16 protein-coding genes are annotated in these 16404 nt (G+C 74.1%); 11 read left to right on the top strand and 5 right to left on the bottom strand.

The window, feature by feature from the left end; translation table 11 throughout:
• Window positions 1–55: 55 nt before the first annotated feature.
• A complete protein-coding gene (locus ACI79W_RS06720) occupies window positions 56–676 on the top strand; it encodes an antibiotic biosynthesis monooxygenase (RefSeq protein ID WP_456561302.1) in 621 nt (206 codons plus the stop codon).
• 73 nt (window positions 677–749) lie between these two features.
• Here ACI79W_RS06720 and ACI79W_RS06715 read toward each other — a convergent pair whose 3' ends face one another.
• Window positions 750–977, bottom strand: coding sequence for a hypothetical protein (locus ACI79W_RS06715; protein WP_456561301.1), 228 nt, complete (start codon window positions 975–977; stop codon window positions 750–752).
• 310 nt (window positions 978–1287) lie between these two features.
• On the opposite strand from ACI79W_RS06715, the gene ACI79W_RS06710 reads away from it, so the two are divergent.
• On the top strand, window positions 1288–1776 hold the full coding sequence (locus ACI79W_RS06710) for a VanZ family protein (protein WP_456561300.1): 489 nt from the start codon (window positions 1288–1290) through the stop codon (window positions 1774–1776).
• Window positions 1777–1896: 120 nt separating this feature from the next.
• Here the strand turns inward: ACI79W_RS06710 and ACI79W_RS06705 are convergent, their stop codons facing one another.
• Complete coding sequence (locus ACI79W_RS06705; RefSeq protein WP_456561299.1) at window positions 1897–5463, bottom strand: TM0106 family RecB-like putative nuclease; 3567 nt, start codon at window positions 5461–5463, stop codon at window positions 1897–1899.
• A 362-nt stretch (window positions 5464–5825) separates the two neighbouring features.
• Between ACI79W_RS06705 and ACI79W_RS06700 the strand changes: the two genes are divergently transcribed.
• On the top strand, window positions 5826–6449 hold the full coding sequence (locus ACI79W_RS06700) for an antibiotic biosynthesis monooxygenase (RefSeq protein WP_456561298.1): 624 nt from the start codon (window positions 5826–5828) through the stop codon (window positions 6447–6449).
• 118 nt (window positions 6450–6567) lie between these two features.
• Here the strand turns inward: ACI79W_RS06700 and ACI79W_RS06695 are convergent, their stop codons facing one another.
• Window positions 6568–7320 carry a hypothetical protein gene (locus ACI79W_RS06695; RefSeq protein WP_456561297.1) on the bottom strand — a complete coding sequence of 251 codons (753 nt, stop codon included), beginning with the start codon at window positions 7318–7320 and terminating at the stop codon, window positions 6568–6570.
• A gap of 356 nt (window positions 7321–7676) precedes the next feature.
• On the opposite strand from ACI79W_RS06695, the gene ACI79W_RS06690 reads away from it, so the two are divergent.
• Genes ACI79W_RS06690 through ACI79W_RS06680 form a run of 3 tightly spaced genes read left to right on the top strand, consistent with a single transcriptional unit; the run spans window position 7677 to window position 8463 of the window.
• Window positions 7677–7925, top strand: coding sequence for a hypothetical protein (locus ACI79W_RS06690; protein WP_456561296.1), 249 nt, complete (start codon window positions 7677–7679; stop codon window positions 7923–7925).
• A 51-nt stretch (window positions 7926–7976) separates the two neighbouring features.
• On the top strand, window positions 7977–8210 hold the full coding sequence (locus ACI79W_RS06685) for a hypothetical protein (protein ID WP_456561295.1): 234 nt from the start codon (window positions 7977–7979) through the stop codon (window positions 8208–8210).
• Window positions 8211–8256: 46 nt separating this feature from the next.
• The gene (locus ACI79W_RS06680; protein ID WP_456561294.1) at window positions 8257–8463 is read left to right on the top strand and encodes a 2-hydroxymuconate tautomerase; all 207 of its coding nucleotides are present in this window, start codon (window positions 8257–8259) and stop codon (window positions 8461–8463) included.
• Window positions 8464–8484: 21 nt separating this feature from the next.
• Here the strand turns inward: ACI79W_RS06680 and ACI79W_RS06675 are convergent, their stop codons facing one another.
• Entirely contained in the window at window positions 8485–8871 is a 387-nt protein-coding gene (locus ACI79W_RS06675) for a hypothetical protein (RefSeq protein ID WP_456561293.1), read from the bottom strand.
• Window positions 8872–9048: 177 nt separating this feature from the next.
• Between ACI79W_RS06675 and ACI79W_RS06670 the strand changes: the two genes are divergently transcribed.
• The 5 genes from ACI79W_RS06670 to ACI79W_RS06650 all read left to right on the top strand — a co-directional run bounded on the left by ACI79W_RS06670 (window position 9049) and on the right by ACI79W_RS06650 (window position 15322).
• The gene (locus tag ACI79W_RS06670) at window positions 9049–9810 is read left to right on the top strand and encodes an alpha/beta fold hydrolase (RefSeq protein WP_456561292.1); all 762 of its coding nucleotides are present in this window, start codon (window positions 9049–9051) and stop codon (window positions 9808–9810) included.
• A 53-nt stretch (window positions 9811–9863) separates the two neighbouring features.
• Window positions 9864–10751, top strand: coding sequence for an alpha/beta fold hydrolase (locus ACI79W_RS06665; RefSeq protein WP_456561291.1), 888 nt, complete (start codon window positions 9864–9866; stop codon window positions 10749–10751).
• Between the two features lie 123 nt (window positions 10752–10874).
• Complete coding sequence (locus ACI79W_RS06660) at window positions 10875–12125, top strand: MFS transporter (RefSeq protein ID WP_456561290.1); 1251 nt, start codon at window positions 10875–10877, stop codon at window positions 12123–12125.
• An 84-nt stretch (window positions 12126–12209) separates the two neighbouring features.
• Window positions 12210–13964 carry a putative bifunctional diguanylate cyclase/phosphodiesterase gene (locus ACI79W_RS06655; protein WP_456561289.1) on the top strand — a complete coding sequence of 585 codons (1755 nt, stop codon included), beginning with the start codon at window positions 12210–12212 and terminating at the stop codon, window positions 13962–13964.
• A 119-nt stretch (window positions 13965–14083) separates the two neighbouring features.
• Window positions 14084–15322, top strand: a complete 1239-nt coding sequence (locus tag ACI79W_RS06650; protein ID WP_456561288.1) for a polyhydroxyalkanoate depolymerase — start codon at window positions 14084–14086, stop codon at window positions 15320–15322.
• A gap of 19 nt (window positions 15323–15341) precedes the next feature.
• Here ACI79W_RS06650 and ACI79W_RS06645 read toward each other — a convergent pair whose 3' ends face one another.
• Window positions 15342–16304 carry an aromatic ring-hydroxylating oxygenase subunit alpha gene (locus ACI79W_RS06645; protein WP_456561287.1) on the bottom strand — a complete coding sequence of 321 codons (963 nt, stop codon included), beginning with the start codon at window positions 16302–16304 and terminating at the stop codon, window positions 15342–15344.
• Window positions 16305–16404 lie beyond the last annotated feature (100 nt).

Here is a 16404-nt window from a genome sequence, read left to right as displayed (position 1 = left end):
CGGCAGGGCGGCGACGCCGCCGGGGCGTCGCCCGCCATCCCGAGAGGAGGGCGGCATGTACGCCCGATCCACCACCGTCCACGCCGACCCGCAGCGGATCGACGAGGGCATCACGTACGTACGCGACGAGATCATGCCCGCCGTCCAGAGCATGCCCGGGTGTATGGGCCTGTCCATGCTCTGCGACCGCGACTCCGGCCGGTGCATCGTCACTACCAGCTGGGACTCCGAGGAGTCGATGAGCGCCAGCAGGGACGCGGTCATGCCCATGCGCGAGCGGGCCACCGAGGTGATGGGAGGCAGCTTCGAGGTCCGGGAGTGGGAGATTTCCCTCCTGCACCGCGCGCACCAGGCACCCGAGGGCGCCTGCTGCCGCGTCACCTGGACCCGTGGCGACCCCACCCGCATGGACGAGGCGACCGAGACCTTCCGCACCGGCCTCATTCCGCGCCTCGACGACATCCCGGGCTTCTGTAGCGTCAGCATGATGGGCGACCGGCAGACCGGCATGGGCGTCCTGACCGCCACGTACGACGACCGTGCGGCTCTGGAGAACTCCGCCCAGACCGTGCGCGGGATGCGCGAGCAGTTCACCCAGCAGCTGGGTGCGGAGGTCATGGACGTGGCCGAGTTCGAGCTGGCGATCCACCACCTGCGCGTCCCCGAGATGGCCTGAGGGACGACGGCCGGCGCGGCACCGACCGCGCCGGCCTCGGCCGGGCGCCCGCCGCCGCCGTGCTGCGCGGAGGTCAGCTCCCGGTGCGCGTGACGGGCACACCCGGCCAGCCCGGGCCCGGCCGGAAGACCTGACGGCGGGACGGCGTCGGCTCGGCCAGCGGCGGCACGACCCGCAGCGTCGGCTCCCGGCGCTGCTCGACCCGGCGCGGCAGGTTCTCGCGGCACCACCGCTCGCAGTCGGCCAGCAGGTTGCCGGTGGAGATCGCGCGGAGCATCCCGCTGGACGGCAGACCGGACAACGCTGTGCAGCTCCCTACGCGAGGACGACGATCTTCGACGTCCTCACCGGGCCGGCGGCGTCGTCACCCGGGCACGGCAGAACCGCGGTCGCGGAGGACCGGGTACTGCCGGAAGTGCGCCGGGAGACGGGGAAGGACGCACGATCGACCGTAGGTGCCGACGGCGCGGGAACCCGGGAGCCGGACGACGGCGCGCCCTCGCTCAGCTCGCCGAACGCCTCATCGACCACATCCGCGCCGGCGCTCCGACTGCATCGCGACGTCCGACGAGTCGCGCCGTCGGCGTCGTCGGACGGTCAGGATCCTGGGTGTGATCAGCACCGTGCTCGCCGAGCACCGATGGCTCGAGCCGACGGCGTTCCTCGTCCTCCTCATCGCCGCACCGGTGGCCGCCCGGTGGCTGGCCAACCGCCCGCGATCGGCCCGGTGGCTGGCGACAGCTGCCGTGGCGGTGGCCGCCGGCCTCACCCCCTGGCCCGACGACCGGAGGGCGTTCTCCTTCTGCGAGGTGGCCTGGAGCGTTCCGACCTTGTTCCGCGGCGACGTCGCCAACGTGATCCTGTTCCTGGCCCCGGTCGTGCTCCTCGCCACCGCGACCCGACGCCCCGTCCTGGTCGCCGCGGTGGCTATTGCCGTGTCGGCCGGTGTGGAGCTGCTGCAGGCCCTCGCACCATCATTGGGCCGGTCGTGCTCGACCAACGACTGGCTCGCCAACAGCATCGGCGCCGTCCTCGGGGCTGCCCTGGCCTGGGCCGGACTTCGTCTCGCCAGAGGGACCTTCGCACCAACGGCCCAGTGATTGCCCTGGCCGAGTGCCTGCTTCGTTCCACCCCGAGCGAGCGGAGTCCGCCGTGACGGTGCAGCTGCGCCGGACGACGACCAGCAACGCGAGACACACCACCTCGTCTCGCTGCCGCACTCAGCTGTCGACGACGGCCTTCCGAGCACTCACCGCTCGCGCGAAGCGGCTGGCCAGCTTGAGGTGCTCCGGCTGCGACACCGGCGGGAACACCGCGTCGGGGTGAGCCACGACGATCGCCATCAGCCGCGCCCGTGACAGCGCCACGTTGACCCGGTTGATCTCGTAGAGGAACGGCACGTCACCCGGCTTTTCCGCCGGCCGCCCCTGCGCGAACACCACGACGTGCCCCTCGCGCCCCTGGAACTTGTCCACCGTCCCCACCCGGTCGCTGCCGCCCAGCGCCGCCCGGATCCGGTTTACGTGGGCGTTGTGCGGCGCCACCACGAGCACGTCGTCGGGCGTCAGCCGCTGCGCCCGGCCGTCGACCGTCACCGAGGCCCGCCGCACCAGCTCCCCCACCAGCGATGCGACCAGCGCCGCCTGCGCCTCCTCGGCCGCCTCGGTCGGCAGCCACACGACCCCCGGCCGGAGCGGGATCCGGTGACCGCCGATGACGACGTCCGGCCCCGAGATGTCCCGCGCCGCCGCCGTCTCGTGCGCCTGCAGGGCGCCGTCGTACGCCAGCGCGCCCACGACCTCGCAGACCGCCGGGTGCATCCGCCGCGAGACGTCGAGGAAGGCCCCGGCCTCGGCCGGCAGCACCGCGCTCCCCCGCGCCAGGTGCTCCAGCAGCGACACCCGCACCGCCTCGCTGTGGCTGGCCTGTATCGGCGACGCCAGCTGCTGCGGGTCCCCCAGTGCCACCACCCGCGGCGACGACTGCGCCACCGCCACCGCATCGGCCAGCGAGAGCTGGCCGGCCTCGTCCACCATCAGCAGGTGCAGCGCCTCGGCCAGATCGGGCCGGGCCCACCCGAACTTGGTCGCCCCCACCACCGCCGGCCGCCCGGCCGAGCGGTGGCCGTCCAGCCACGGCCGCAGCTCCCGGCTTCCGCCGGAGATCGGCGCGACACCCGCACCGGTCACCTGGTCCCCGGACCCCACGTGCCCGACCGCCACGTCCAGCCCGCGCTCGGCCGCCAGCGCCGCGACGCCCTCCAGCAGGTGGTCGATCACCTTGTGGGAGTTGGCCACCACGCCGATCGCGGCCGAGCCACCGGTCGCCGCCACCCGCGCCACCTCGTCGAGCACCAGCCGCGCCGCGAGCCACGTCTTTCCCGTGCCGGGCGGGCCCTGCACGGGCAGCACCCCGGCGGTCATCTCCCCCAGCAGCCGGCGCGCCCGCTCCGCCGCCTCCTCCCCCGCCCGCAGCGCCATCCGCGCAGCCGCCAGCGGAGCGGCGCGGTCCAGCAGCCGCAGACCGGTCACCGCCTCAGCCGGTGGGTCGGCGACCAGCGCTGCCTCCCCCAGCCGCATCAGCGACTCCCAGACGGCGTCCGGGTCGTAGAACGGCGCCGCGACCAGCGGGCCCAGCTCGGCCGACACCTGCCCCCTCTTGAAGGAGAACGAGCCGGTCTTCGGGTCGTGGTCGAGAAGCCGCACCGCGAGCGGCTTGCGGTCCTGCCCCGCCGGCACGACCTCCACCACGTCGGCGCCGGCCCGCAGCTTCCACGCTCCCGGAGTGGCCCGGTACTCGCGCAGCAGCGCCTCGTTCTTGCGGCCGGTCACCGGCGGGTGCACCCTCTCCAGCACCACGTCGACCAGGCACGACTCGTGCTCGGTGCCGCGCCGGATCCGCGTCTCCTCGACCGGGACGCCGTTGAGCTCGGCGAAGTCCCGCGCCACCTCGGCCGCCGGCTCGGAGGTGGCGCCGTCGTGGTCGGCCGCCCAGTCCTGCAGCCGCAGGAAATCCTGGTAGGCGACGACGAACTCCCGCCGGTGCCACTCGAGCATCTCGGCCAGCATCCCGGCGCCGGCCGCCGACAACCCCGACGGCAGCGGGTCCGCCGCGGCGGCCACGAGCAGCCGCTCCTGCAGCTCCTCGGTGCGGGCCGCGCGCTGCAGCACCGAGTCCGGCGGCGTGTAGTCGTCCTCCGGCTCGGCCAGCAGGTCGTCTTCGGAGAGATCGGCAGCCAGCGCGCGCAGCCACAGGTGCACCGCGCGGGTCGCCTTCACGTCGTGCTCGTTGTAGGCGCGGATGCCCTCGAGCAGCGCCGCCCGGGCGTCGTCGTCCTCCACCGCCAGGTAGGCCTCGTAGGCCTTGATGCTGTCGTCGGCCTTGCCGACCGCGGCCGCCGTGGCGGTGCGGTCGTAGCCGGCCAGCTTCTCCACGATCTTCAGCGAGGTGCTGCCGTCCTGGGTGCGCAGGCCGGCCTCGACGCGGCGGTAGAGGTCGTCGAACCGGGTGGCGACGAAGTGCTCGACCTCGGCGACCAGCCGCTCGCGCTCCGCGGCACCCGGCCAGGCGGCGGCGATCCGCTCCAGCGAGGTGACCTCGTAGGAGTTGTAGTGGTAGACCCGCCAGTCACCGCCGAGCGCCTCCCGGCGGCGCAGCTCGTCGAGGAACCAGCGGAACGCCGCCTGCTCCCCCTCCACGTCGTGCGCCCAGCGGTGGAAGTAGGCGCCCTCGACGTCGCAGTAGGCCCAGAGGTAGTCCAGCGTCGGGATCGCTGCGTACGGGTCGCCCTCGAGGTCGAAGTAGACGTCCAGCGGGTGCGGCTCCGGCGTTTCGGCGATCCCGGTGACGCGCGGCTGGGGCCGCACGAGCACGAAGTCGTCAGCCCCTGCCTGTGCCGCCGCCTGGGCCCGCAGCCGCTCGAAGGTCACCACGCCGATGTCCTGCGGCCGGTCGTCGCCCGACGCAGCCGCCAGCGCCTGCACCGTCGAGATGCCGCGCTCCCTCAGCAGCGCGCGCTGCCGGCGGGAGAGGCGGTGCACGTGCCGCAGGTCGCCGGGGCCCCATTCGTCCTCGCAGCGCTCGGCCCACCGGCACAGCCCGCACGCGTCGACCGGGTCGGCCAGCGTCTCGACCGGATCGCGGTGGAAGGCGAGGAACCGCTCCCGCAGCTCCTCCAGGTACGGGACGGCGTCGTCGTAGGCCCAGGTGAACTCCTCGCCGGTGCCCAGCCAGACCACCAGCCGCGGCGGGGGGCAGCCCTGCAGGCTCTCCAGCATCGAGCCGTAGTGGGCCATCTGCACCAGCGCGTTGGCCGAGGGCTTGCGCGCCAGCTTGGTGTCGCGCACCTCGTAGGCGTGGTCGCCGAACCGGCTGGGCACGCCGTCGACCCGCACCAGGAAGTCGGCGTAGCCGAACCACGGCTCGTCGAACAGCGCGGCCTGGTAGACGACGTCCGCGCCGTCGCGCAGCGCCTGCTCGGTGGTGCGGGCCGCCTCGAGCAGCCCGTTCATGCCGGATGGCTGCGGGATCTCCACGACCTCCAGCCCGGCGGCCACCAACCGGTTCCGCATCGCGCGCTCGTGCTCGTCACCACGGACGTTCGCCGGCTCAGGGAAGTCCGCACCGGAGGTGATCGCCGCCGCACGCGCCTTCGATCGCTCGGCGAGCCACGCGGCGAGTTCGGCATCGCGGAGCGCCAACGCGTCGAGCCGGGAGGCGTGCGCGCAGCCGTGCCAGGTGAGCAGGTCCGTCGCCGAGTAGCGCATCCCGCCGTCGACCTGCTTCATCGATCCTCCGTCGTCCGTGAGCCCAAGAGGCCGTGCGGCCTCGGTGCGGATCAGACCGGACGGTAGTGACACGTTCCGGTCCGTATCACCCGGTCGGGCGACGGCGACCAGCCCGGCGCCCGGGTCACCGCAGCAGCGATCACCGGCCAAGCCCACCTGCGGCGGCCACGGTCGCCCAGCTCGGGCGGAGGCGTCCCGGCCGACCGACGACCGCGGGCCCCATTCCAGATGGTGCGGTCGCCCGGGAGCGGTCAGGCGCGGGCGGGTTCCGCGCCCGCTCCAGTTGACAGCGGGCGGCACGCGAGCACGATGACCTGGGCGGACGCCGCCGGGGCGCCGCGCGCCCCGGAAGGGAGGGCGTCATGCACGCCCGCACCACCACGATCACCGCCGACCCGTCCCGCATCGACGCCGGCATCGCCGACGTCCGCGACAACGTCATGCCCGCCGTCAGCGGCATGGACGGCTGCGTCGGGCTGTCGATGCTGTGCGACCGCGACTCCGGCCGCTGCATCGTCACCACCGCCTGGCAGAGCGAGGACGCGATGGCCGCGACCCGCGACGCGGTCCGCTCCATGCGCGAGCACGCGACCCAGCAATTCGGCGCCGAGGCACCCGAGGTGCGCGAGTGGGAGATCGTGGCGATGCACCGGCTGCACCCCGTGAACGACGACTCCTGCGCCCGGGTCACCTGGTCCCGTGTCGACCCGGCCACCCTCGACAAGGTCCTCGACGTCTTCCGCACCGACCTCATCCCGCGGATGGACGAGATGCCCGGCTTCTGCAGCCTCAGCCTGATGCTCGACCGGGAGACCGGCGACAACTCCCTCACCGCCGTCTACGCCGACCGCCGCTCCATGGAGGCCTCCCGCCAGCGGGCCATGTACATCCGCGACGAGTTCCGCCGCGCGCTGCGCATGTCGGCCACCGACGTCGCCGAGTTCGACGTCGTCCTGCACCACCTGCGGGTCCCCGAGCTGGTCTGAAAACCAGACGCCCCGGCGCCCGCGGAGACCGGTGCATCGACCACACGCGCGCCGGGGCGGCATGGCACGTCACCGCGCCGGGCCGGTGGCCGCGCGAGCCGGCTCGCGACGCCGGGCGTCAGCCCGCATCCAGCCGGTAGAGCGCGGTGTGGTGGACGTGCAGCACCGGCTCCTGGCCCGCGAGCACCAGCGCGTCGTACCGGACCTCGTCGTGGCGGCCACGCCGGCCCACGTCGGTGACCACGCCGTGCGCGGTCAGCTCCACGGGCAGCCGCGCGAGGCCGAGGAACCGGCAGTCGCTGGAGGTGTGGATCCACGGCCCCAGGGCGACGTTGCGCATGAGCAGCTCGTTGACCAGCCGCAGCAGCAGCCCGGGGTGGACCAGCGCCTCCCGCCGGTACGGGTGCAGGGGCTCGCCGATCGCATCCAGGTACCACTCGTTGCGCTCCGCGGTCCCTGCCTCGGAGACGCTGCCCATCGGGCCGACGACCGGGTCGGCCACCGGTTCGGGCGGGGCAGCGACCTGCCGGAAGCCGGTGAGATCGGGTCGGTCCGCGCCGAACCCGGCCGAGCCGACGCACCGCACCTCCCCCGACGGGTGGCTGACCGTGAGCCGGCCCTCGGCCGGATCTACGAGCAGCTCGTCGCCGTCGTAGGTGGGCCGCCGGAAGCGCAGGTCGATCCGGCCCCGCGACAGCCACTCGACTCCCCAGGCCGCCACCAGCGGCGTCGTGGTGCGCGCGAACAGCTCGACGCCGGGCACCAGCGCCCCGGAGAAGCCGTACCGCCGGGCGACGTCGTCCTCGTGGATCTTGTTGGTCGACTCCTCGACGACGCGGGCCACGAAGCGGTGTGGTTCGGGAACGGTCACGTCGCCGGATGCTGCCGTGCCGGCCACCCGGTGTCGACACCCCCGGCTGAGCACCCCGCCCGCCACCCGCTGCTCCACCCGGGTCACCACGGGCCTCGTGGGCGTGCTTTGCGCACTGGGCGCCCTGGTCACCGTGGACGACGAGGCACGGCGGTGGCTGCCGCGCTACGACTGAGGCGACCGCCCCGGACATGCGGGCGGCACCGGCCCGGTGACCCTCCACCGTCCGAGGACGACGGACCGTGTCGCCGCGCCCGTCGCGCTGCCCGCCGCGCCCGCGCCCCTGGGCGACAGACCGGCGGAAGGCCAGCATCGTGGTCCGTCCAGCCGCCACGGCGACGACCCAGGAGGCCCTGATGACCGTCCGACGCGCACTGATCGGCACAGCAGCGGCGAGCCTGCTGCTCGTCGCGCCGGCGACAGCCGCGTGGGCGGATCCCGGGTCGGGCGGGTGCAAGGCCTTCGGCCAGAGCGTCAGCACGCTGGCCAACACGGTGTTCCCGAGAGGCCAGTTCGGGGAGAACGCCTCCACGGTGGCGACGTCGGGGCCGCGAGCCTTCCCGGAGGTGATCGTCCACCCGGAGCAGGACGCCGCCTGCCCGTAGGGACCCGGCGAACCGGTCACGGAGCCTCGGCCGCCCGCCGATGAGGCAGCCATGACCAGTCGACACGTCGGTCCTGCGGAAGCGGCGCACGCCGCGGCGGCCAGCGCCATCCAGGAGCTCTACGACGAGGCGCTCCGCCACCTCGACGCCGTCGCCCGCTCCCTGGAGGCGGTCGCCCCGGCGGCGCAGGAGGCCGGCGAGCCGCAACAGCCCCACACGGATGGGAGCCACCCCACTCTGGAGCTCCCCCGCCGGCTGATCTCCCCAGTGGCCGCCGCGGCCTGACGAGCGCCGAGTGGTCGCTGGCGGCCGGCTGGGTCAAGGATGCGGCATGCCCTTCATCCAGATCACCATGATCGCCGGCCGAACCGAGGAGCAGAAGCGGGCCCTGCTCGCCGCGGTCAGCCAGGCCACCACCGACAGCATCGGCGCTCCGCCGGAGACGGTGCGGGCCTGGATCGTCGAGGTGCCGCCGACCGACATCGCGGTGGCCGGCGAGACGCATGCCGACCGCCGCGCGAAGGCCGACCAGACCTGAGGCGGCAGACGCCGGAGTGCTTCAGTCGTCCAGCGAGCGGATCCACAGCGCCGCCGCGCCGTAGGCCAGCGAGCTGACGACCGCCCGCGTGGTGGTCCGCCCGCCGGCCGTGCCCGCCGACGCCAGCGCGGTCAGCGTGTCGAGCAGGTTCATCGCCGCCACCGCGGCGAGCCCCCGGTCGACCTCCTCGTCGGTCTTCGCGGTCAGCGCCAGCGCGGAGACCACCAGCGCCCGGCTGCCGAACAGCCGCTGCAGCTGCAGCCCCGACGGCGACACCGGGACGCCGTAGCTCTTCGCCACCGTCCGCGGCGAGAGCACGCTGATCGCGCCGAACGCCGCCCCTACGGCGCCCAGCGCCTGCGCCATCGACTTCTTCGACGTCTCCGCAGCGGTCTTCTTCTTGGCCATCGTCAACTCCCGGAAACGGACTGTGGACGGCGTGGGCTCCACCGCACCGGCCACTCAACCAGCGTCGACGCCGGTCCGCAGCGCGAGCACCGGCACCGGCCGCTACCGTCCCCGACCATGACCGCCGGCCCCCGCAACCCCGGGTCGCACCCCCTCCCGACGCGCGCCCGGTAGACCGTGCTGCCGGAGATCGAGCTGCAGCACCGCCCCACCTCCTGGGGCGTCGTGCGCAGCCGGGTCGCCGGCACCGCACGATCCGGAGTCCCCGAGGTCGTCGTCGTCCACGGCCTGGCCGTCTCCAACTACCTCGAGCCCGCCGTCCGCGAGCTCGGCACCTGGACCCGCGCGCACCTCGTCGAGCTGCCCGGCTTCTCCGGCAGCGCCGACCCGCCGCACCCGATGGACGTCGCCGACCACGCCGACGCCGTCGTCGAGTGGCTGGCCGCCGCAGAACTGGGCGACGTCGTCCTCGTCGGGCACTCCAGCGGCACCCAGGTCGCCGCCCACGTCGCCGTCCGGGAGCCCCACCTCGTGCGGGCGCTGGTCCTCGCCAGCCCCACGATGGACCCCGCCTACCGCAGCATGCGCCGCGTCCTGCTCGCCTGGCGCCGCAACCACGAGCTCGAGCCCCCGGAGCTCGACGTCCAGCACACCCCCGACCGGCAGCGGGCCGGGTTGCGCCGGGTCCGCCACGCCCTCGCCGTCCACCTCCGCGACCGCCTCGAGGACACCGTCGAGCGCGTCCCCCAGCCGGTCCTCGTCCTGCACGGCGACCGCGACCGCCTCTGCACCGAGGCCTGGGCACGCGAGCTCAGCGAGCGGGCCAGGGACGGCCGGTTCCGCAGCGTCCCCGGCGCGCACAGCTTCGTCTGGACGGCGCCCGCCGCCTGGTCCGCCCCCATCGCCGAGCTCGCCCAAATGCCGCCCGACGCCGATTGACCCCCAGCGCGTCCACCGCCACGATGACCCGGACGGCGACCGGGAGGGGCACCATGAGCAGCACGGAGACGATCCAGATCCCGCACCTCGGTGGCTCCACCATCGGCCACCGGTTCGGCAAGGCCTACGATCCGTCGCTCCCGACCCTGGTGATGGTCAACTCCTTCACCACGTCGGTCGAGCTGTACCGGCCGCAGTTCGCCGACGAGCAGCTCGCCGGCACCGCCAACCTGCTCGCCATCGAGCCCTACGGGCACGGGCAGACCCGCGCCGCATACGCGCAGTTCACGTACTGGGACACCGCCATCGCCGGGCTCCAGGTGCTCGACGCCCTCGGCATCCCCGACGCGTTCGTCCTCGGCACCTCGCAGGGCGGCTGGATCGCCGCCCGCATGGCCATGCTTGCCCCCGACCGGATCAAGGGCATCGTCCCGCTCGGCACCTCGATGGACTTCGAGAGCCAGCGCAGCCGCGAGCTGGGCTGCTGGAACGGCGTCGAGTTCTGCACCCCCGCCATCGACGCCCTCGCCCAGCCCGTCGGCGACGACTGGGTCATCCCCACCGAGCTCGTCGACGCCACCCTCGCCGAGGGCATGGGCGACGACGTCCCGGACGACGAGCGCGCCTTCTGGCACCGGACGCACCAGGAGAACTACACCGGCGACGCCGGCCGCGAGCGGCTCCGCATCAGCAGCATCAACCTGCGCGACCGGGACGGCCTGCACGGCCGGCTGGACAGCGTGCGGTGCCCCGTCCTGTGGCTGCACGGCACCGCCGACCGCGTGTACTCGGTGCCGAACGCCGAGGCCGAGATCGGGCTCTTCACCGGCAGCGCCAAGGCCGAGCTCCGCGTGATCGAGGGCGGCCAGCACTTCCTCAGCGCCACCCACCCCGAGGTCGTCAACGCAGCAGCCGTGGAGTTCATCGACCGCTGGAAGTAGCGCGGCGCCGGATCGTGGACCCGCGCTAGGCTCGCGGGCGTCCCGAACGTCCGTGTGTAACTACCTGCTGCCGGCCCGACCGGCGGATCAAGGCGGCACGCCCGATCCGCAGCAGCAGAGGTCATGTTCCGCACGCGCCCCACCACCTCGGCGGTCATCCGCTCCGCCGGGCCCTCCTACTTCCCGCTCGCCTTCGTCGCGCGGCTTCCCTTCGCGATGATGACCGTGGGGGTGCTCACCCTGGTCGTCGCCGAGCGCGGCTCGGTCACCCTCGGCGGGCTCAACTCCGCCGTCGCCGGCATCGGCACCGCCTTCGCCGGCCCGCTGCTGGGTGCCGCGGCCGACCGGTTCGGCCAGCGCCGCGTGCTCGTCCCCGTCGGGCTCCTCCACGGCGCCCTGCTGGCCGCGTTCCCGCTCGTCGTCGCCAGCACCGCCGCCGACGCCGCCGTCCTCGCGCTCTCGGTGCTCATCGGGATGTCCGCGCCGCAGGTCGCACCCATGTCGCGCACCCGGCTGATGGCCGTCATCCGCCGCTCGGTGCAACGCGACCGCCGCCGGCGGGCGCTCGACGGGACGATGGCCTACGAGTCCGCCGCCGACGAGATGGTCTTCATCGTCGGCCCGTTCCTCGTCGGGCTGCTCGCCACCGCGATCGCCCCGTGGGTCGCCATCGCCGGTGCGGCCGCGCTCACCCTCGTCTTCGTCACCGCCTTCGCCCTGCACCCCACCGGCCGGCTCCAGCCCGGCGCCCAGCACACCAGCGGCAGCCAGGCGCCGGCCCGCGAGCTGGCCCGCTTCCCGCTGCTCACCGTCGTCGCCGGCACCCTCGGCGTCGGGCTCTTCTTCGGCGCCACCCTCACCTCGCTCACCGGCTTCCTCGCTGCGGACGACGGCGGCGGCGACCGGGCCGGGCTGCTCTACGGCGTCATGGGCATCGGGTCGGCCGTGCTGGCGCTGGGCACCGCGGCCCTCCCCCAGCGCTTCTCGCTCCGCGCGCGGTGGGCCACCTTCGGCACCGTCCTGCTCGCCGCCGCGCTGCTCTACGCGACCGCGCGCTCGGTGACGGCGCTCGTCGTCGCCCTCGCCGTCCTCGGCTGCGGCGTCGGGCCGACGCTGGTCACCCTCTACAGCGTCGGCGCGCTGCTGAGCCCGGCCGGCCGCTCGGCGACCACCATGACGATGCTCGGCTCCGCGGTCGTCGTCGGCCAGGCGCTCGCGTCCGCGGTCACCGGCGTCGTCGTCGACCGGTTCGGCCCCACCACCGCGCTCGCCGCCCCGGCGCTGGCCGCCGCCCTCGTGGTCGCCGCCGCGGCCTACGCGGCGACGCAGCCGCGGGCCGCTCCGCAGCCCGAGCCGGAGCCCGTCCCGGCCTGACCCAGGCGCCGCAGGTCGGCACCGAACCCCCCGGACGGGTCAGCGGACATCAACGGCCCGCAGGTTCCGGTCGATGTCGTTCCCATGAAGTGGTCCGACGTCCCCGAGGTGGCGACACCGCGGGTCATGACCCAGACCGCCGCCGTCCTCTACCTGGTCGGCGGCATCACCGGCATGCTCGCCACCCTCGGCACCGAGCCCGGCGACCCGTCGCGCACCCCCCTGCTCGCTCTCGCCGGAGGCGTGCTCGTCACCTCCGGCATCGCCTTCCGGTGGGGGCGGAGCTGGCCCCGGCAGGCCTTCCACGTCGCGATCGGCACGGCGACCACGGTCATCCTCGCCGCCGTCACCCTGAGCCCCGATCCGGTGACGGCGGTCGTGATCGGTTCCCTGGCCAGCTTCATCGCGATCGACGCCTGCTTCTTCAGCCTCCGGCTCGCCGTCGTCCACGTGGTCGCGGTCCTCGGCACCGTCACGACCGCCCTGCTGCTCCGCGGCGACATCGCCCTGCCCACCGCCCTGGTGCTCGACGCGGTCGCCATCGGGCTGAGCACGATCACCCGCGGTCTGGTGGTGCGCGCCTCCAGCGCCAACCGCGACCCGCTCACCGGACTGGCCAACCGCCGGGGCTTCGACCAGGCGATGGACCAGACGATGGCGACGGCTGCCCGCACCGGCCACCCCCTGTCGGCAGCGCTCCTCGACCTCGACCACTTCAAGGCCCTCAACGACTCCCAGGGCCACGACGCGGGCGACCGGGTGCTGCAGCGGGTGGCCGACGTCTGGCGCACGGCCCTGCCGGCACCGGCCGTCCTGGCCCGCCACGGGGGTGACGAGTTCGCCGTGCTGCTGCCCGGGCTGACCGGACCGGCCGCCCTGGACGTCGTCGACCGCGTGCGTGCGCTGCACCCGGACATCGGCATGTCCTGCGGCGTGGCCGAGCACCGCCCCGGCGACAGCGCCGCGCAGCTCATGCGCCGCGCCGACCTGGCCCTCTACGGCGTCAAGGTGGCCGGCCGGGGCGGGTGCCGGCTCGAGTGCGGGCCCACGTCCGACGTGGCCACCGACCTCGCCGCCGCGCTCGACACCGGCGCCGTGGCGGTGCACTACCAGCCGATCCTCGACCTGCGCACCGACGAGGTGATCGGCGTCGAGGCGCTGGCCCGTTGGACGCATCCCCGACGGGGCCCGGTCTCGCCGGCCGAGTTCGTCGCCGTCGCCGAGCAGCACGGCCTGATGCCCCGCCTCGGCGAGCACGTGTTCCGTACCGCCTGCACCGAGCTGGCCGCGCTGCACGCCGCCACCGGACGGCGGCTGCGGGTCGGCATCAACGTGTCCGGGCGCGAGCTGTCCGACCCGGCCTACGCGCAGCGGGTCCGCGCCGTGCTCACCGAGACCGGCTGGCGGGCCGGCGAGACCGTGCTGGAGGTGACCGAGAGCCTCGTGGAGGCGGAGTCCTCCACGGCGGTGGTCACGCTGCACGAGTTGCGCGCCCTGGGCTTCGTCGTCGCGATCGACGACTTCGGCACCGGTTACTCGTCCCTCAGCCGACTGGACACCCTGCCCCTCGACGTCCTCAAGCTGGACGCGTCGTTCACCGCGACGATCACCAGCTCCCCGCGGCGGGCCACGATGCTGCGCAGCATCGTGGGCATGGCCCACGGCCTGGGTCTCGACGTCGTCGCCGAGGGCGTCGAGACGGCGGAGCAGGACGCCGTGCTCCGCGCGGTCGGCTGCCGTTTCGGCCAGGGCTGGCACTTCGGCCGGCCCGCACCCCTGGCGGACGTCGTCGAGCGCCTGGACGGCCGGTCCGCCCGCACCCCGGCCCTGCGGGCCTGACCGCCGGACCGGATCCCGGGGCCGGGAGGTCACCTCCTGCGCGGCGTACCGCCCGCGGCCCGGTTACCTTCGTGTGACGCAGGTCTCACACTGCCCCGACGACGGAACAGGCGGATCGCATGCTCTACCGCGCCTACCAGTGGAACCGGCGGGCCACGGCGCCCGTCCTGACCGCATCGCAGCTGACCGCCCGGGCACTGCAGGCCGTCCCCGCCCCGCTGGCCGGTACGCCGGCCCTCCGCCACGTACGCGCGGCCTGCGACGTCCTCGGCCACGCCCGTCCGACGCACGACCGCCCGGCGTTCGGCATCGAGTCGGTGCTGATCGACAACGAGACGGTCGCCGTGCAGGAGCGCCCGACGATGCGGACGCCCTTCGCCACCCTCCTGCACTTCGAAAAGCCCTCGGTCGCCGGCCATCCGCGGGTGCTCGTCGTCGGGCCCATGTCCGGGCACTTCACGACGCTGATCCGCCCGACGATCCGCACCCTGCTCGCCGACCACGACGTGCACGTCATCGACTGGCACAACGCCCGCGACATCCCGGTCGAGCACGGCCCGTTCGGGCTGGACGAGTACATCGAGCACGTGATGGAGGCCATCCGGTTCCTCGGTCCGGGCACCCACGTCGTCGCCGTCTGCCAGCCGGCCGTGCCCGTGCTGGCCGCGGTGGCCCTGCTCGCCGCCGCGGAGGACGCCGCTCAACCCCCGAGCGTCACGCTCATGGCCGGACCCATCGACACCCGGGTGAACCCGAACCGGATCAACACCAGGGCCGCGACCAAGCCGCTCTCCTGGTTCGAGCGACGCGTCGTCGACACCGTGCCGAAGGGATACGCGGGCGCCGGGCGCCGGGTGTACCCGGGTTTCGTCCAGCTGACCGCCTTCATGTCGATGCACCCGCTCCGGCACCTGTCCGCCCACGGGCGGCTCTACCGCGACCTGGTCGCCGGCAACACGGAGCGGGCGGCCGCCACACGCGCCTTCTACGACGAGTACGGCGCCGTCATGGACGTCCCCGCGGAGTTCTACCTCGAGACCGTCGGCCGCATCTTCCAGGAGCACGCCCTGCCGACCGGCCGACTGTCCTGGCGGGGGCAGCGCGTGGACCCTCGCGCGATCAGCCGGACCGCCCTCCTCACCGTCGAGGGCGAGAACGACGACATCTGCTCACCCGGGCAGACGGTGGCCGCCCACGAGCTGTGCAGCGGCATCCCGCAGGAGCGCAAGCACCACCACCTGCAGCCGGGGGTCGGCCACTACGGCGTCTTCAGCGGATCCCGCTGGGAGGCGGAGATCTACCCGGTCGTCCGTGCCTTCATCGACCGCTCCTCCCAGCGGTTGGCAGCTCCGGCCTGAGCAGGCGCCCGGCCGGACGTCACCCCTCGCCGAGCCGCCCGCGCAGCCAGTCGTGGAACAGCGCGAGGTGGTGCTCGGCCGGGACCAGCACACCTCCGGCCGCGTAGGCCCGCGAGCTCATGCCCGGCTGGGTGCGCTCGCAGGCGGCGAAGTCCTGCTGGTTGACCCGGTGGAACAGCTCCACCGACCGGGAGACGTCCAGCCCCGCGGCGACCACCTCCGGCGCGTACAGCCAGTCGCACTCGACCACCGTCCGGTCGACGGCCAGCGGGGTCATCCGCAGCAGGATCACGTGGTCGGGCACCAGGTTGAGGAAGACCGCCGGCTTGATCGTGGCCGCGTAGTAGCGCCGGTCCCGGTCCGGGTCGATCCCCGGCAGCGCCGGGAAGCCGGCCGACCCGTCCACGGTGAAGCCTTCCGCGGCGGGGGCGAACTCCGCCCCGTGCCCGACGAAGGACTGCGCGGCGTACCCCCGGCTGAACTCCGGCAGGACGTCGGTCAGCTCCGGGTGGATGGTCGCGCAGTGGTAGCACTCCATAAAGTTCTCGACGACGAGCTTCCAGTTCGCCGCGACGTCGTAGCGGATCCGCCGGCCCAGGGCCAGCCGCCCCACGTCGTACTCCTCGATCGCCGCCGGGTCGCCGAGCCGCTCGGTCACCGCGCCGACGACGTCGCCCTCGAAGGACGGCGGGTCGTCGGCCAGGCACACCCACGCGTAGCCCAGCCACTCGCGCAGGTGCACCGGCACCAGCCCGTTGGCCACCCGGTCGACGTCGGGCATCCGTGCCAGGTTGGGTGCGGCGACCAGCTCGCCGTCCAGCCCGAACGACCACGCGTGGTACGGGCAGCGCAGCGTGCGGGTCACCTGCCCCGACTCCTCGCTGCACAGCTGCGCCCCCCGGTGCCGGCACACGTTGAGGAACGCCCGCAGCGCGCCGTCCCGGCCGCGCACCACCAGCACGCTCTCCCGCCCGACCTGCACCCGCCGGAAGCTGCCGGGGCGGCGACCTCGTCGGTGCGGGCGACGCACTGCCACATCACCTCGAACACCCGCTCCTGCTCGCGGGTGAACAGCGCCGGGT

This window comes from Blastococcus sp. SYSU DS0533, from assembly GCF_054050775.1.
The sequence above is the reverse complement of the archived record's forward strand: the minus strand, read 5'-3'. Positions and strand labels throughout refer to the sequence as shown.

Bases quoted from the DNA above. Each gene is read 5' to 3' on its own strand.
- ACI79W_RS06720 (WP_456561302.1), top strand. From the start codon at position 56: ATGTACGCCCGATCCACCACCGTCCACGCCGACCCGCAGCGGATCGAC.
- ACI79W_RS06705 (WP_456561299.1), bottom strand. From the start codon at position 5,463: ATGAAGCAGGTCGACGGCGGGATGCGCTACTCGGCGACGGACCTGCTC.
- ACI79W_RS06700 (WP_456561298.1), top strand. From the start codon at position 5,826: ATGCACGCCCGCACCACCACGATCACCGCCGACCCGTCCCGCATCGAC.
- ACI79W_RS06690 (WP_456561296.1), top strand. From the start codon at position 7,677: ATGACCGTCCGACGCGCACTGATCGGCACAGCAGCGGCGAGCCTGCTG.
- ACI79W_RS06685 (WP_456561295.1), top strand. From the start codon at position 7,977: ATGACCAGTCGACACGTCGGTCCTGCGGAAGCGGCGCACGCCGCGGCG.
- ACI79W_RS06680 (WP_456561294.1), top strand. From the start codon at position 8,257: ATGCCCTTCATCCAGATCACCATGATCGCCGGCCGAACCGAGGAGCAG.
- ACI79W_RS06675 (WP_456561293.1), bottom strand. From the start codon at position 8,871: ATGGCCAAGAAGAAGACCGCTGCGGAGACGTCGAAGAAGTCGATGGCG.
- ACI79W_RS06665 (WP_456561291.1), top strand. From the start codon at position 9,864: ATGAGCAGCACGGAGACGATCCAGATCCCGCACCTCGGTGGCTCCACC.
- ACI79W_RS06660 (WP_456561290.1), top strand. From the start codon at position 10,875: ATGTTCCGCACGCGCCCCACCACCTCGGCGGTCATCCGCTCCGCCGGG.
- ACI79W_RS06655 (WP_456561289.1), top strand. From the start codon at position 12,210: ATGAAGTGGTCCGACGTCCCCGAGGTGGCGACACCGCGGGTCATGACC.
- ACI79W_RS06650 (WP_456561288.1), top strand. From the start codon at position 14,084: ATGCTCTACCGCGCCTACCAGTGGAACCGGCGGGCCACGGCGCCCGTC.